Genomic DNA, 15,442 nt, shown 5'->3' with positions numbered 1-15,442 from the left:
ACGCCTTGCGATGTCCACTCATGACCGCTGGATATTCGGTGACGTTGCGCAATTGAGGTAGCCCTCCTCCCGCCTAGCAGGTGCTTCAAGGCAGGAGGGATGACCGATGACGATTTATGCCGGTTTACACATTTCTGACAAGATGACGCGCATCTGTGGGTGGACGGCGACGCAGGATCAAGTGGTGCGATGTGCGGGCGACCGATCCGGAAGTTCTGGCAAAAACGCTAAATGGCTGTACCCGGATCTGGCGCGGGTGGTCTTGGAAAGCATAAGCGGAAGGCTGCGATGACACAGCGGGAGAAAGAAGCTACCCAGCAGCGAATCCTCTCGAATCCGACTGCTGGCGGCGAGGCGGTGAACGGCCGATCGCGCTCAAGCTGATAACGGCGGTGCCAGTGCATACCGCTGCCCATCGGAGCAGCCGCCACCCCAACCCACCTCAAGTAATCACCCCACTCCGCCCGATCGGATTCCCCCGCTCCAGCGCAATCCGCTTCGCAATCTCCCGGTTCAGCTCCGTCGGATTCTCCGCAAACGCCCGCGGCGTCATCCCAGTGAAATGCTTGATTTCCCGCGTCACATGCGACTGGTCGTAGAACCCGTCGACCAGCAGCTCGTCCAGCTCGGGGTCGCGGTGCGTCATCGCCACCGCCGCGCGCAGCGCCCGGTATTTGCGGGCCAGCACCTTGGGCGGCGACCCGAAATAGCGTTTGCAGCCGCGCTGGACCTGGCGCAGCGAAAGGCCGGTCAGCTCGACCAGATCGTCGATGTCGGGCGCGATGGCGCTGGCGAGCCATGCGTTCACCTTGCCCACGAACGCCTGATATCCCGGTTTCTGCCGCGTCATCAGCGTGACCAGCATCTCCTCCAGGATCGCGACGCGCGCATCGAAATCCGGCGTGGCGCGCAGCTTCTCGTACACCTCGGTCACGATGGGGCCGAACAGATCCTTCGCATCGAACAGCCGGTTCGCCGCCGCCGAGGCGTCCATCGGCACCAGCGCCGCCCAGCCAAGCGGCATCAGCCCGACGCCGATCGCCTCGGCCGCGCCGTCGCAGCTCAGGCTCGAGGATCCGGTGGTGGGGCCCAGCACATAGATGTCCGGCATCGCCTGCTCGGTGCCGTCGATAAAGCGATAGCGCGCATTGTCGCCGCGCAGGATGAAGCGGAACTGCGCATAATCGGCGCGGTCGACGCCCTCGAAACGATCGTCGTCCTGCTCGAAATGGTAGAAAAACGAGAAATGATCGGCCAGCCGGGCAGGGGGCTGGCGGAAATCCATCTTCAGGTTCGACATAGATGTTGCTCAGTCGATGAAGTTTCTTGCGCCATTCCGCTAGGCGAATCCGGCTTTCTTCACAAATGTTTCGAGAAGGGCGGCGATAATGGCGCCGCAGCGCATGAGCTCCCGCCTGCGCCTCGCCTTCAAGGCCCTGCCTGGCCCCGGCGACGCGAGGTCGATTCAATAGTCTCGCCAGCGATGCCAGCGTCACCGCCGAGGAGGACCGTCGCATGAAGCCGCCATTGCCGCCCATCGAAGCCGCGCTGCACTATGCCCGATCGTCCCGCGCCGTCATGGCGGCCCCGCGCACCGGCGCCATCCCGCCGAAACACGGCGCGCGCAAGACACCATCCCAATTCATGTGCCTGACGTCCAGCGCCGCGCGACCACCGCTAGTCCCTGCAACCGGTTCTCATAAATCGGCAACTATAGGTGATCTACTCGATCCGGGTCCTGCGCGCCGAGGACTGCAAAATTTCCCGCGCACCGCGCCGGCGCACCGGCTCTTCTGCCGCTTGTCTTGCTCCATCGGGCAGGCATCCGAAAAAATCGGGGTCGACGTGTCCTGGCATAATAGGTGTTTTACTGCCGCCTTTCCGGCCGCACCGCCCGTTTTTACTGTCGCTGTTCTTGAGCCACAGGGAAGGGCRCCATCGTCCCCCGTCGTTCAGGCGGCGCTCTTCATGCTTCCCGCCATCGGCCAGTCGCACAGGCCCCGCCGCTCCCCGGCGACGAGCCGCCCGGCACCGAATCCCCGCACCAAAAATCCTTTTCGCCCCCGCTTGTCGCCTCGGCGCGCTGCGCTAGAGTCGCGGGGCACAAGGGGTAATATCATGGTTCGGCCTATCTTCTTCGCCACGCTGCTCGCAGCCGGCTCCGTCGCGCATGCGGGCGACAAGCCGCTTTACGCCCCGCTGCCGGATTGGGTGAAGCCCGCGCCGCCGATCGACCCGGCCGCCGTCAAGGACGATTCCCCCGTCTATCTGATCCTCGACAATCAGCAGCGGCTGAAGGACGGGCAGGTCACGGCCTATGTCGAAACCGCGGCGCGCGTCGGCTCGACCCAGATCCTGGATTCGCTCGGCACGGTGAAGCTGCAATGGTCGCCGGACAAGGGCGACCTGATCGTCCACCGCGCCGAGATCATCCGCGGCGCCGAGCATATCGATCTGCTCGCCGCCGGGGAGCGTTTCTCGGTGCTGCGGCGCGAGGAGCAGCTCGAGCAGCGCATGCTGAGCGGCACCTTGACCGCGACCATGGCGGTCGAGGGCCTGCGCGTCGGCGACGTGCTGCACCTGAGCTATTCGATCACGGAGAAGGATGCGACGCTCAAGGGCAATGTCCAGGCCTTCGCCCTGCTCCCCACCGAGCCGCTGCGCATCCAGTTCGCCCGCAGCCGGCTGATCTGGCCGCAGGATGTCGACATCCACTGGAAGGCCAATATCGGCACCGCCCAGCCCGTGCTGACCACCGCCGGCGGCTATCGCGAGCTGACCATCGCGCTGCCTTTGGCCAAGCAGGCCGAGATGCCGGCCGACGCGCCCGCGCGCTTCCGCCGCCCGCCGATGCTCGAGGCGACCAGCTTCGACAGCTGGAACACCATCTCGAAGGTGATGGCGCCGCTCTATGCGACCGACGGGCTGGTCGCGGCGGGCAGCCCGCTCGCCGCCGAGATCGCGAAGATCAGGGCCGCCGAGACCGATCCGCTGAAGCGCACCGCGCTCGCGCTCCAGCTGGTGCAGGGCAAGGTGCGCTATCTGTTCAAGGGCATGGATGGCGGCAATTACGTGCCCCAGACGCCGACCCAGACCTGGAACCTGCGTTATGGAGACTGCAAGGCCAAGACGCTGCTGCTGCTGACCATCCTGCACGAACTGGGCATCGAGGCGGAGCCGGTGCTGGCGAGCAGCCAGCTCGGCGATCTGCTGCAGGATCGCCTGCCGACCCCCGGCGCCTTCGACCATGTCTTTGTCCGCGCGACCGTGGCGGGCGAGGCCTTGTGGCTCGACGGCACCGATGGCGGCGCGCGGCTGGAGGACCTGCATGACGCGCCGCCCTTCCGCTTCGTCCTGCCCGTGCGCGTGGCGGGCTCGGGGCTGATCCCGGTGCCGCTTCGTCCCGGCGCCCGGCCCGAGCTGCGCGCCGAGATCGAGCTCGACGAGACCGCCGGGGTCAATTTCCCCGCGCCGTTCCGCGCCGCGATCACGGTGCGCGGCCAGCTCGCCGAGCTGTTCCGCGCCGGCTCGCTCCAGGCGAGCAAGGATCAGCTGACCGAGATGGCCGGCAAGATGATCGGGCCCTATCTCGACAATCCCACCGTCATGTCGCGCAGCATCAGCTTCGACGATGCTGCCGGCACCGCGACGCTCAACGCGGCGGGCGTCGCCTATCCCGACTGGAACAAGGAGAATGAACGCTATCGCGACGCGCTCGATCGCGCCGTCACGCAGCTCAATTTCCAGCCCGACCGGACTCGCCCGGCCTGGCGCGACATCCCGGTCGCGACCGAGGATCCGCATCATTTCGTGATCCGCACGAAGATCCGCCTGCCCGATGGCGGCACCGGCTTCACGCTCGAAGGCAATCAGACCTTGTCGGCCACGCTGGCCGGCAACAAGCTGCAGCGCACGACGACGCTGGCCAATGGCTGGGTCACCACCGAGGACGATCTGATGTCGACCGGTGCGGAGATCGCGGTCGCCGACATCGGCGCCGAACGCCAGCGGCTCGATCAGGCGAAGCAGCATCTGCTGCGCGTCGTCGCCCCCGCCAATTATGCCGCGCCCTGGCAGATCGTCGCCGAGGGCAAGAAGGCCAAGCGCTTCGATCCGATCCTCGCCCAGTACAGGCAGGGCATCGCCGACGAGCCCGACAAGGCCGAGCCCTATCGCAACCGCGCCTGGTTCCTGGAGCGCATCTATGATCGCGGCGCCGCGATCGAGGACCTGACCCGCGCCATCGCGATCGATCCCAGCGTCGATTTCTACCTGTGGCGCGCCCGCCTCTACGAAGCGACCGGCGACAAGGCGAAGGCGCTCGACGACGTCACCGCGGCGCGCAAGGTCGATCCGGCGTCGGGCGCGGCGATCAATCAGCTCGCCTCCCTGCTCGCCGACAATGGCAAGAAGGATCAGGCGCTGACCCTGCTCGATCAGCGCATCGACGAAGGCGGCAAGGACAAGCCCAATTTCATGGCCGCCAAGGCCGAGATTCTGGGCGATTCCGGCGACAAGGACGGTGCCATCGCCACGATCGACGCCGCCATCGCTTCGACCCCGGGCAGCCCGGTGCTGCTCAACGCGCGCTGCTGGGTGAAGGGCACGCTCAACGTCATGCTCGATACCGCGCTGAAGGACTGCACCAAGGCGATCGAGCTGAGCGATTCGCCGGAGTCGATCCTGGACAGCCGGGCGATGGTCTATTTCCGCATGAACCGCTTCGAGGATGCGCTGAGCGATCTCAACGCCGCGCTCGATCTCGAACCGGGCCTGCCCGCCAGCATGTATATGCGCGGCGTGGTGCGCAAGCGCATGGGCGACGCCAAGGCCAGCGAGGGCGACCTCGCGGCCGCGCGCATGATGACGCCGCAGATCGACCGCACCTATGCCAAATACGGCATCGTCCCGTGATTTGGTCCTCCCCTGACCGGGCCCGGGCGACTACAGCGCTGCGATGCATCTGCGCGCCGAAGCCCTGGTCCTCGCGATCCGCCAGCATGGCGAGCACGGCGCGATCGTCCGTGCGCTCACCGCGGCGCACGGCCTGCAGGCGGGTTATGTCCGCGGCGGCCGCTCGCGCGCCATTCGCCCCATCCTGCAGCCGGCGAACCTCATCCTGGGCGAATGGCGCGCCCGCACCGAGGATCAGCTCGCCGGCCTCACGGTCGAGCTCATCCGCAGCCGCGCGCCGCTGTTCGCCGAGCCGCTGCCGGCCGCCGCGCTCGAATGGGTGACGGCCTTGACCGCGACGGCCTTGCCCGAGGCGCAGCCCTATCCGCGCCTCCACGCGGCGCTGGGCGGGGTGATCGGCGCGATCGAGGCGGCGCCCGCCGCGCGCGGCTGGGCGGTCGCGCTCGCCCGCTACGAGCTGCTGCTCCTCGCCGAGCTCGGCTATGGGCTCGAACCCGATGACCTGCCCGATATCCTGCGCACCGGCGGCGAGGCGGCCTGGCCCGACATCCTCACCGCGCTGCGCGTCACCGGGGAGGCGCTGGAGAGCGATGTCCTCACCGATCGCCGCGCCGAGACCCTCGCGGCGCGCGCGCGGCTGATCGACCGGTTGAAAAGGGCGGTTGCGTGAGTCCCCGCGCCTGAGGCAAGGGCGCGCTCGCGCCGAAGGATCGGTCGCTACCCGACACGAACGGAACTATTGGAGGACGTCTGAATGCCCTTGATCGCGATCCTGCCCGGAGACGGCATCGGCCCCGAAGTCACCGCGGAGGCACGTCGCGTGCTGGAGACGCTCGATCTCGGCCTGTCGTTCGAGGAAGGGCTGGTCGGCGGCATCGCCTATCACACCACCGGCCACCCGCTCCCGCCCGAGACGCTGGACCTCGCGAAGCGCGCCGACGCCATCCTGTTCGGCTCGGTCGGCGATCCGACCTGCGACAATCTCGAACGCGGCCTGCGCCCCGAACAGGCGATCCTCGGCCTGCGCAAGGAACTGACGCTGTTCGCCAATCTGCGCCCCGCCAAGCTCTTTCCGGGGCTCGAGGACGCGTCCTCGCTCCGCCCGGAGATCGCCCGCCGGATCGACCTGCTGATCCTGCGGGAGCTCAACGGCGACGTCTATTTCGGCGAAAAGGCCATGCGCACCACCGCGACGGGGCTGCGCGAAGGCTATGACATCATGAGCTATGACGAGAGCGAGGTCTCGCGCATCGCTCATTCCGGTTTCCAGGCCGCCCAGCGCCGGCGCGGCAAGCTCTGCTCGATCGACAAGGCCAATGTGCTGGAAACGTCGCAATTGTGGCGGGATGTCGTGATCGAAACATCGGCGCAATATCCGGACGTCACGCTGACTCACATGTTGGTGGACAATGCGGCAATGCAGCTGGTGCGCGATCCGGGCCAGTTCGACGTGATCGTGACGGGCAACCTGTTCGGCGACATCCTCTCCGATCTGGCGAGCATGTGCGTCGGCTCGATCGGCCTGCTGCCCTCCGCCGCGCTCGATGCGCAGGGCAAGGGCCTGTACGAGCCGATCCATGGCAGCGCGCCGGACATTGCCGGGCAGGGCAAGGCCAATCCGGCCGCGGCGATCCTCTCGGCGGCCATGATGCTGCGCTTCTCGCTCAACATGCCCGAGCCCGCCGACCGGATCGAGGCGGCGGTCGCGACTGCCCTGGCGAACGGCGCGCGTACCGCTGATCTCGGCGGAACGCTGTCGACCCGCGGCATGGCCGACGCAGTGCTGGCGGCGCTTGCATGACCGGTTCGTTGCTCGATCTCGCGATCGTCATCCCGACCTTCAACGAGGCGGGCAACGTGCCGCTGCTCATCGCCAAGCTCGACGCCGCGCTCCGGGGGCGCGAGTGGGAGGCGATCTTCGTCGACGACAACAGCCCGGACGGCACGGCGGGCGTCGCGCGCCAGATCGCCCGGCTCGACCGGCGCGTCCGCGTGATCCAGCGGATCGGACGGCGCGGGCTTTCCTCGGCCTGTATCGAGGGCATGTCGGCCACCGCCGCGCCGATCGTCGCGGTGATCGACGGCGACATGCAGCATGACGAGACGATCCTGCCGGCCATGCTCGACCGCCTGCTGCAGGACGAGAGCCTCGATCTCGTCATCGGCTCGCGCTTCGTCGAGGGTGGCGGCACCGGCGACTGGGATCATGACCGCGTCGCCAAGTCGGCCTTCGCCACCAAGCTCTCGCGCCAGGTGTTGAAGGCCGATCTCAACGATCCGATGAGCGGCTTCTTCATGATCCGCACGCAGATCGTGCGCGAGGCGTCACCGCATCTGTCGGCGATCGGCTTCAAGATCCTGCTCGACATCATGACCGCCAATCCGCGGCCGCTGAAGTTCGTCGAGCTGCCCTACACCTTCCGCCTGCGCACCGAGGGCGAGAGCAAGCTCGATCACGTCGTCGCGATGGAATATCTGATCGCGATCTACGACCGCATGTTCGGGCGGGTCGTGCCGGTGCGCTTCGCCATGTTCGCGGCGATCGGGGCTCTTGGCGCGGGCGTGCATTTCCTCGTGCTCGGGCCGTTGTTCAAGGAACTGCATGTCGGCTTCCTGGTGTCGACGATCATCGCTACCAGCGTGGCGATGACCTTCAACTTCTTCCTCAACAACGCGCTGACCTATCGCGACAGCCGCCTGAAGGGCGCCAAGCAGCTGTTCGAGGGCTGGGTGTCGTTCTGCGCCGTCTGCTCGGTCGGCGCGATCGCCAATGTCGGCGTCGCGGCCTTCCTCTACGACGCGCGGTCGGACACCTGGGCCTTCTCCGCGCTCGCGGGCATCCTGGTCGGCGCGGTGTGGAACTATGCGCTGTCCTCGCGCTTCACCTGGGGGCGCTATTGACCGGGGTTCAGGGCCATGTCGGGAACCACATCCAGTAGCGGAAATCCTGCGGATCACTCAACGGCATCGCTGCGATGATCGGGTAGAAATAGACGAACAGGCAAAAGGCGAGCAGGAGAAAACCCTCATCCCAATGCGCATAACGCCCTTTGCCGAACCGGTCGAACGCAGCAGCCAGCGGCAGCGCCAGGAAGATGCTCGACAGGTAATAATAATAGAAGAAACCCAAGGACTTGGGGATGATGGCCCATATCGCGTAAGACGCGATCCACAGCGCCGCGACGGCCAGCATCCTCGCAGATCCGTCGCGCTGCCATGCGTAAAGGCAGGCGCCCACGGCAATCAGGCCGCCCCACAGGATCGCCGGGTTGCCGACCAGCAGGATGCCGCGCATCGCCCCGTCGACCGACTCGTACAGATACCAGATCGGCCGGATCATCAGCGGCCAGGTCGGCCAGCTGGACTGATAGGTGTGCGGTGGCAGGACCTGGGTCTGCGAGGCGTACATCTGCATCTGGAACTTGATGAAGCCGTCGGCCGTCAGGGGGAACTGGGCGTAGAAGAAGGCCGGGAGGAAGGTGAGGCTGTAGACCGCGACGCTCACCACACCGAGCGCGAACAGCGCGGGCACCACGGGCAGGCCGGGCCAATAGGTCTGGTCGCCCGGATTGAGCGCGGCATAGATCGATCGCCTGCGCGCGCGGGCGTCGCGCAGCCGGATCGCGACAAGCGCGACCGCCGCATAGGCGATATAGGGTACCGCCGCCCATTTGGTGCCTACCGCCAGGCCGAGCAGCACCGATCCGAGGATCCAGCGCGGCCAGGTCTTTCCGGGTGGTGCCCGCATCGCCCAGAGCAGGGCGGCGATGCCGGTGACGACGAACGCGGCCATGAAGCCGTCCAGCATCCCGATCCGCGCCTGGATGAACACGGTGATGTTGAGCAGTACGAACAGCGCGCCCATCGTCGCCGTGCGTACCCGGCCGAACAGCATCCACAGGATCGCGAAGATGCCGAGCACCACCGCGGTCGCCGCATAGGTCGACATGATCCGCCAGCCCAGGCTGTTGTCGCCGAAGATCAGCATGCCGAGCGCGATCAGTTCCTTGCCGAGCAAGGGATGTTCGATGTTCGACGGGCCGCTCAACTGCAGCAGGACGCGAGCGGCCGCGACATAATGCGTTTCGTCGAACACCAGCTTGTGCGGCGTGGTGAGTCGGAAGCTGAACAGCAACTGCGCGACAAAGCCGATGATCGCGGCGGCGCGGTACGGGCGGGGCTGCGACTCGGTGGTCATTACCGTGCCATTCCCACTTCGGCAGCGTCCTTTCAAGAGTCGCCCATTGACGCAGGGCAATCCGTCCCGGCAAAGCGTCCCGCATGAAACGCCGTACCGGACAAGACCGCTCGATCACCAGCAACTGGCGCCCCGCCACCCAGGCCGTGCGCGGCGGGACCGCGCGCTCCGAATGGGGCGAGACCTCGGAAGCGCTCTTCCTGACCTCGGGCTATGCCTATGACTGCGCCGGCGACGCCGCGGCGCGCTTCGCGGGCGAACAGGTCGGCATGACCTATTCGCGCCTTCAGAACCCCACGGTGCAGATGCTGGAGGAGCGCATCGCACTGCTCGAAGGCGCCGAGGCGTGCCGGTCGATGACGACCGGCATGGCAGCGATGACCGCGGTGCTGCTCTGCCAGCTCCAGACCGGCGACCATATCGTCGCGGGTCGCGCCGCGTTCGGCTCGTGCCGCTGGCTCACCGACACCTTGCTGCCGAAGTTCGGCATCGGGGTGACCATCGTCGATGCACGCGATCCGCAGCAATTCGCCGACGCGGTCCGGCCCGAGACCAAGGTCTTTTTCTTCGAAACGCCCGCGAACCCCACGATGGACGTCGTCGACCTGAAGGCGGTCTGCGACATTGCCCGCGCGCACGGCATCGTCAGCGTCGTCGACAATGCCTTCGCCACGCCCGCGCTGCAGCGGCCGATGGAGTTCGGCGCGGACGTCACCGCCTATTCGGCGACCAAGATGATGGACGGGCAGGGCCGCGTGCTCGCCGGTGCTGTCTGCGGGAGCGAGGATTTCATCAACAACACGCTGCTGCCCTTCACCCGCAATACCGGCCCGACGCTCAGCGCGTTCAATGCCTGGGTGGTGCTGAAGGGCCTGGAGACGCTCGACCTGCGCATCCGCCGCCAGAGCGAGAACAGCCTGAAGGTGGGGCAATTCCTGGAGACGCGGGTGCCGCGCATCCTCCACCCAGGCCTGCCGAGCCATCCCCAACACAATCTCGCGATGGCGCAGATGGACGCGTGCGGCCCGATCTTCGCGTTCGAGGTCGAGGGGCGCGAGCAGGCGCACGGCCTGCTAGATGCGCTCACCCTGGTGGATATCTCTAACAATATCGGCGACTCGCGCTCGCTGATGACTCATCCTGCCTCGACCACTCATTCGGGCGTGGCGGAGGAGAAGAGACTGGAGATGGGCGTCACCGAGGGCATGCTGCGCCTCAATGTCGGCCTGGAGGATCCGCAGGACGTGATCGAGGATCTCGATGGCGCGCTGCGGGCGGTGGGGCTGTGAAGGCACTTTTCCCCAATGTCGCGGAGACGCGCGGCGTGATCGTGCGCGTCTCGGTCAGTTATCTTCCCGAACAGTCGGAGCCGGGCCGCGGCCGCTGGTTCTGGGCCTATCATGTCCGGCTGGAGAATGAGGGGCCGATGGCGGTGCAGCTGCTGACCCGCCACTGGATCATCACGGACGGCCGCGGCGCGCGCCATACCGTCGAGGGCGAGGGCGTGGTCGGCGAGCAGCCGCTGATCGCGCCGGGTGGCAGCTTCGATTATGTCTCGGGTTGCCCGCTGGCGACGCCGACCGGATCGATGCAGGGCAGCTATCACATGATCGGCGAGGACGGATCGGCGTTCGAGGTCGATATCCCCAAATTCGCGCTCCTCGCGCCGGCGGTGGGCGCGTGAAGCGGACTCATCTTCCCCTCAACGGCCTGCGCGTGCTCGACGCCGCCGCGCGGCATCTGTCCTTCACCCGCGCCGCCGATGAGCTTGCCGTCACGCCGGCGGCGGTCGGCCAGCAGATCCGCGCGCTGGAGGACACGCTCGGCGTCGTCCTGTTCCGCCGCACCACCAAGGGCCTGGAACTCACGCCCGAGGGTGAGGCGGGCCTTGCCGCGCTCCGCCACGGCTTCCTCCAGTTCGAGGAAGCCGTCCGCGCCATGCAGGCCGGGCAGACCTCCAAGTCGCTGACCATCGCCGCCCCGCGCGACCTGACCGAGAAATGGCTGATGCCGCGCCTCGCCGAGATCGCCCGCGCCGATGGCGAGCTGCGCTTCGTGCTGGTCTCCGCCGACGATGACGTCGACTTCACCGAGGCGAACCTCGATCTGGCGATCCGCTGGGGCGATGGACCTGGCGAGCATGAGGGCGAAGCGCTCGAATCCGAGGGCATGGTCACGATCGAGCGGCCCGGCGGCGGCATCGATACGCGCATCTCCTGGCCGGGCTGTCTCAACGACCCCGACGTCTCGCTCGTGCGAGTCGGCGATGCCGGCCTCGCGATCGACGCCGCGGCGCAGGGGCTGGGCCGGGCGACCGTGCCCGAGCTGCTGGCGGCGGCGGACCTGGCTTCGGGGCGGGTGGTCATCATCGGCGATGCCCGGCCATCCGCGCTCGGCTACTGGATCGTCGCGCCCCTGCCGCAATGGCGCCAGAAGAAGGTGCGCTCGCTGGTCGACGCGCTGACGGCGTGAGCGAGACGTTCTCGAGCGACCGTCTGGCGATGCGCCCGCAAGGCGTCGGGGACGCCGAGGCGCTGCACGAGGCCTATCGTGACGAGACGGTCATGCGATACTGGTCCAGCGCGCCGCACGCCGATCTGGAAGAGACGCGCGCCTATCTCGCGCCACGCGATGACAAAGCCGACTGGCGCGGCTGGACGATCACTCTGGCCGGGACCGGCGAGGTGACCGGCACGCTCGCCGCCGGCGCCAGGCGTGCCGGGGTCAGCGAGATCGGCTATATGATCCTGCGTCGCCACTGGGGCCATGGCTATGCGCGCGAAGCCGTCAGCCGGCTGCTCGACCTGCTGTTCGTGGAGGAAGGGCATCGCCGCGTGATGGCTGACACGGATCCGGACAATGCCGGCTCCAACGCCTTGTTGACCCGGCTCGGCTTCACGTTGGAAGGGCGGCTGCGCGGCGAATGGGAGACGCATATCGGCGTCCGCGACAGCTTCATCTGGGGCATGCTCGCCGAGGAATGGACAAACAGATGAGCAAGCCCGACCTGACCGACCCCGTTCAGCGCGCCGCCTATCGGCGCGAGTTGCGGAATGTCGCCAGTCCGTTGCGCTACACCGGCGTGGCCTTTGCACTGCTAGGCGCGCTGCTGGCCATCGCCCGCAGCAAATGGGCGCCGCAGATGCCGTCGGCCATCCCCATGGCGGCGCTCGCGCTGGGCGTGCTCAACATGCTCGCGGCGATAGCGCTGCGCACGCGCTATCATCAGCAACGCATGAAGGACTGATCGCGCATCGCCCACGGGCGAGGCCGGACGAGCTGGATTGGGGGCTAGCGGGCAGTGACGCCGGTTACGCGCAGTCCCGCGATCTGGTGCGGCGCGGCGGGGTCCAGCGCGATCTGCATCGTAGCGATTCCACGTTCGAAGCCGATCAGCAGCGTTCCACTCAGCGGCGTGACCGGGGTCAGCTTCTCGACGCCCGTCACCGGGCCCGAGGCGGCGACGAGCTGTGCGGTCACCGTATCGAACTGGTCCTTGGGCACGGCGGTCCGGAAGGCGGCCGTGAATACCGCGTCATAGTCGCCCTTGCCGCCGAGGATCGCGACCACATCCTTCGCGCGGGCCTCCATCGCGGGGTCTGCGACGACCGTGGTCGCGGACGGCACGGTCTGCGCGGCGGCGGGGGTCATGATCAGGAGAAGGGCGGTAGCGAGCGCGCGGTGCATTGGCGGATCCTAACTGTGTCGCCGGACTGTTACGCCCGATCCAGCTCGATACAAAGGGAGGACTCCCTGGATCAGGCGTCGATCGCGTCCTCGTCCATGCGCGCGGCATTTTCCTGGATGAAGGCGAAGCGGTGCGCCGGGTTGTTGCCCATCAGCCGGTCGACCAGATCCTTCACCACCGCGCGCTCCTCATATTCCTGGGGTAGGGTGATGCGCAGCATGCCGCGGGTCTTGGGGTCCATCGTCGTCTCGCGGAGCTGCATCGGGTTCATCTCGCCAAGGCCCTTGAAGCGCGCGACATCGACCTTCTTGCCCTTGAACTCGTTCGCCTCGATCGATGCGCGGTGGGCGTCGTCCATCGCGTAGAGGCTCTTCGTGCCGGCGGTCAGGCGGTAGAGCGGCGGCTGGGCGAGATAGAGGTGCCCGCGCCGGACCAGTTCCGGCATYTCCTGGWAGAAGAAGGTSATCAGCAGSGTCGCGATATGSGCCCCGTCCACGTCGGCGTCGGTCATGATGACGATGCGCTCATAGCGCAGATTGTCGGGGATGCAGTCCTTGCGCGTACCGCAGCCCAGCGCCTGGATCAGGTCGGCAATTTCCTGATTGGCGAGGATCTTGGCCGAGGTGGCGGAGGCGACGTTCAGGATCTTGCCGCGGATCGGCAGGATCGCCTGGGTCTTGCGGTCGCGCGCCTGCTTGGCCGAACCGCCGGCCGAATCGCCCTCGACGATGAAAATCTCGGTGCCCGTCGGATCGTCGGCGGAGCAGTCGGTAAGCTTTCCCGGAAGTCGCAGTTTGCGCGCCGAGGTCGCGGTCTTGCGCTTGACCTCGCGCTCCTGCTTGCGACGCAGGCGCTCGTCCATCCGCTCCAGCACATAACCGAGCAGCGCCTTGCCGCGCTCCATATTGTTGCCGAGGAAATGATCGAAATGGTCGCGCATCGCCTTTTCGACGAGCAGGGCGGCTTCGGGCGAGGTCAGCCGGTCCTTGGTCTGGCTCTGGAATTGCGGATCGCGGATGAAGACCGAGAGCATCAGCTCACTGCCGGTCATCACGTCCTCGGCCGCGATCTCCTTGGCCTTCTTCTGTCCGACCAGCTCGCCGAAGCCGCGAATGCCCTTCACCAGCGCCGCGCGCAGGCCCGCCTCGTGCGTGCCGCCATCGGGAGTCGGGATGGTGTTACAGTACCAGCTATAGCTGCCGTCACTCCACAACGGCCAGGCGACTGCCCATTCGACGCGGCCCTTGCCCTCTGCGAATTCCTGGCTGCCGGTGAAGAAATCCGCGGTCGCGCATTCGCGCCCGTTGATCTGCTCGCGCAGATGATCGGCCAGGCCGCCGGGAAACTGGAACACGGCCTCGGGCGGGGTATCGTCGCCGATCAGCTCCGGCGCGCACTTCCAGCGGATCTCGACGCCGGCGAAGAGATAGGCCTTGGAGCGGGCGAGCTTGTAGAGCCGAGCCGGCTTGAAGTGGAGTTCGGGCCCGAAGATCTGCTCGTCGGGCACGAAGCTGACCGAGGTGCCGCGCCGGTTGGGCGTGCCGCCCAGCGATTCGAGCGGGCCGAGCGTGATGCCGCGCGAGAAACGCTGGCGGTACAGCTCCTTGTTCCGCGCGACCTCGATAACCGTGTCCGACGAGAGCGCGTTGACCACGCTGACGCCGACGCCGTGGAGGCCGCCTGCCGTGCTGTACGCCTTGCCCTCGAACTTGCCGCCGGAATGCAGCATCGACATGATCACTTCGAGCGCCGACTTGTCCGGGAATTTCGGATGCGGATCGACCGGCATGCCGCGGCCATTGTCGACGATGGTCAGCCGGTTGCCGGGCTCGAGCGTGACCTCGATCCGCGTCGCATGGCCCGCGACCGCCTCGTCCATGGCATTGTCGAGCACCTCCGCGGCGAGATGGTGCAGCGCGCGTTCGTCGGTGCCGCCGACATACATGCCGGGCCGCCGCCGGACGGGCTCGAGCCCCTCCAGCACCTCGATCGAGGAGGCGTTGTAATCGGCGGTTGCTTTGGATGAGGAAGCGAAAAGGTCTTCGGCCATGGAAGAGCTATAGGGTCCGGTGAGTCAGGAGCGCAAGAATGCTTCTCCCGCCGGGAGAAGGGTGGTCCTGTCCCCTCTCCCACGAGAGGAGAGGGGTTTGAATCAGCGGACCCGCGGGCCGCCGAAGGGAAGGGGCGGCGGCGGGCGGCGATCGCGGCGCGGGAGTTGCGCCTGATAGGCATGGCCGCAATGCGCGACGCAATAAGGGAAGCCCGGGTTCACCTTGTCGCCGCAGAAATGGAAGTCGGGCTCGCCCGGATGGCCGAGCGGCCATTTGCAGATCTTGTCATTGAGATCGAGCAGGGTGGTCTTGCCCGCCATGTCGGCCGACGGCTTGGCCGGCACGAGGCGGCGTGGCGGGGCCGGGGTGATCGGCGCCTGCTGCTCGCCCGGTGCCTGGCGGAGGAAGCCGCCGGGGCCCACCGAGCGCATGATCGGCTGCGGCGCAGCGGGCGCCGCGACGACGGGCGCATCGGTGTCGCCGTCGTCGTCCTCATCCTCTTCGTCGATCTCGACCTTGGCGGCGATCGGCGCGGGGGCGGGGGCCGGCTGAGGCGCGCGCTCGGGCGCCTTGGGCGGCGCCGGCTTGGCC

The 15,442-nt window shown here is 67.2% G+C and carries 14 protein-coding genes; 9 read left to right on the top strand and 5 right to left on the bottom strand.

The annotated features are described in order from the left end of the window. Positions 1–442: 442 nt before the first annotated feature. Complete coding sequence (locus AC1DX5_RS22350) at positions 443–1,300, bottom strand: helix-turn-helix domain-containing protein (protein ID WP_478017433.1); 858 nt, start codon at positions 1,298–1,300, stop codon at positions 443–445. Between the two features lie 818 nt (positions 1,301–2,118). Between AC1DX5_RS22350 and AC1DX5_RS22345 the strand changes: the two genes are divergently transcribed. The 4 genes from AC1DX5_RS22345 (at position 2,119) to AC1DX5_RS22330 (ending at position 7,815) form a co-directional block, all read left to right on the top strand. Next, entirely contained in the window at positions 2,119–4,914 is a 2,796-nt protein-coding gene (locus AC1DX5_RS22345) for a DUF3857 domain-containing protein (protein ID WP_478017432.1), read from the top strand. Between the two features lie 43 nt (positions 4,915–4,957). Continuing rightward, the gene (recO, locus tag AC1DX5_RS22340; protein WP_465172746.1) at positions 4,958–5,584 is read left to right on the top strand and encodes a DNA repair protein RecO; all 627 of its coding nucleotides are present in this window, start codon (positions 4,958–4,960) and stop codon (positions 5,582–5,584) included. 84 nt (positions 5,585–5,668) lie between these two features. Next, a complete protein-coding gene (gene leuB / locus AC1DX5_RS22335) occupies positions 5,669–6,715 on the top strand; it encodes a 3-isopropylmalate dehydrogenase (RefSeq protein WP_478017431.1) in 1,047 nt (348 codons plus the stop codon). After that, a complete protein-coding gene (locus AC1DX5_RS22330; protein WP_478017430.1) occupies positions 6,712–7,815 on the top strand; it encodes a glycosyltransferase family 2 protein in 1,104 nt (367 codons plus the stop codon). Before leuB ends, AC1DX5_RS22330 begins: the two co-directional genes overlap by 4 nt. Before the next feature lie 7 nt (positions 7,816–7,822). Here AC1DX5_RS22330 and AC1DX5_RS22325 read toward each other — a convergent pair whose 3' ends face one another. Then, a complete protein-coding gene (locus AC1DX5_RS22325) occupies positions 7,823–9,112 on the bottom strand; it encodes a phospholipid carrier-dependent glycosyltransferase (RefSeq protein WP_478017429.1) in 1,290 nt (429 codons plus the stop codon). Positions 9,113–9,195: 83 nt separating this feature from the next. Between AC1DX5_RS22325 and AC1DX5_RS22320 the strand changes: the two genes are divergently transcribed. From AC1DX5_RS22320 to AC1DX5_RS22300, 5 genes are read left to right on the top strand one after another with little or no spacing between them, the layout of a single operon-like run. Then, positions 9,196–10,401: a trans-sulfuration enzyme family protein gene (locus tag AC1DX5_RS22320; RefSeq protein WP_478017428.1), complete on the top strand. Its 1,206-nt coding sequence runs from the start codon at positions 9,196–9,198 to the stop codon at positions 10,399–10,401. Then, positions 10,398–10,796 carry a Co2+/Mg2+ efflux protein ApaG gene (gene apaG, locus AC1DX5_RS22315; RefSeq protein ID WP_465172752.1) on the top strand — a complete coding sequence of 133 codons (399 nt, stop codon included), beginning with the start codon at positions 10,398–10,400 and terminating at the stop codon, positions 10,794–10,796. Before AC1DX5_RS22320 ends, apaG begins: the two co-directional genes overlap by 4 nt. Then, positions 10,793–11,584 carry a LysR family transcriptional regulator gene (locus AC1DX5_RS22310; RefSeq protein ID WP_465172753.1) on the top strand — a complete coding sequence of 264 codons (792 nt, stop codon included), beginning with the start codon at positions 10,793–10,795 and terminating at the stop codon, positions 11,582–11,584. Before apaG ends, AC1DX5_RS22310 begins: the two co-directional genes overlap by 4 nt. Further along, positions 11,581–12,108, top strand: a complete 528-nt coding sequence (locus AC1DX5_RS22305; protein WP_478017427.1) for a GNAT family N-acetyltransferase — start codon at positions 11,581–11,583, stop codon at positions 12,106–12,108. Before AC1DX5_RS22310 ends, AC1DX5_RS22305 begins: the two co-directional genes overlap by 4 nt. Next, positions 12,105–12,359, top strand: coding sequence for a hypothetical protein (locus AC1DX5_RS22300; protein ID WP_465172755.1), 255 nt, complete (start codon positions 12,105–12,107; stop codon positions 12,357–12,359). The genes AC1DX5_RS22305 and AC1DX5_RS22300 overlap by 4 nt, the downstream gene beginning before the upstream one ends. 44 nt (positions 12,360–12,403) lie before the next feature. On the opposite strand, the gene AC1DX5_RS22295 is transcribed toward AC1DX5_RS22300, so the two are convergent. The 3 genes from AC1DX5_RS22295 to AC1DX5_RS22285 all read right to left on the bottom strand — a co-directional run. Next, on the bottom strand, positions 12,404–12,799 hold the full coding sequence (locus AC1DX5_RS22295) for a hypothetical protein (RefSeq protein WP_478017426.1): 396 nt from the start codon (positions 12,797–12,799) through the stop codon (positions 12,404–12,406). Between the two features lie 71 nt (positions 12,800–12,870). After that, positions 12,871–14,850 carry a DNA topoisomerase IV subunit B gene (gene parE / locus AC1DX5_RS22290; protein ID WP_478017425.1) on the bottom strand — a complete coding sequence of 660 codons (1,980 nt, stop codon included), beginning with the start codon at positions 14,848–14,850 and terminating at the stop codon, positions 12,871–12,873. 102 nt (positions 14,851–14,952) lie between these two features. After that, the coding region (locus AC1DX5_RS22285) for a GcrA family cell cycle regulator (RefSeq protein WP_478017424.1) at positions 14,953–15,442 on the bottom strand (490 nt) is incomplete at its 5' end.

Source organism: Sphingomonas sp. P2_B6 (assembly GCF_056404755.1).
The sequence above is the reverse complement of the archived record's forward strand: the minus strand, read 5'-3'. Positions and strand labels throughout refer to the sequence as shown.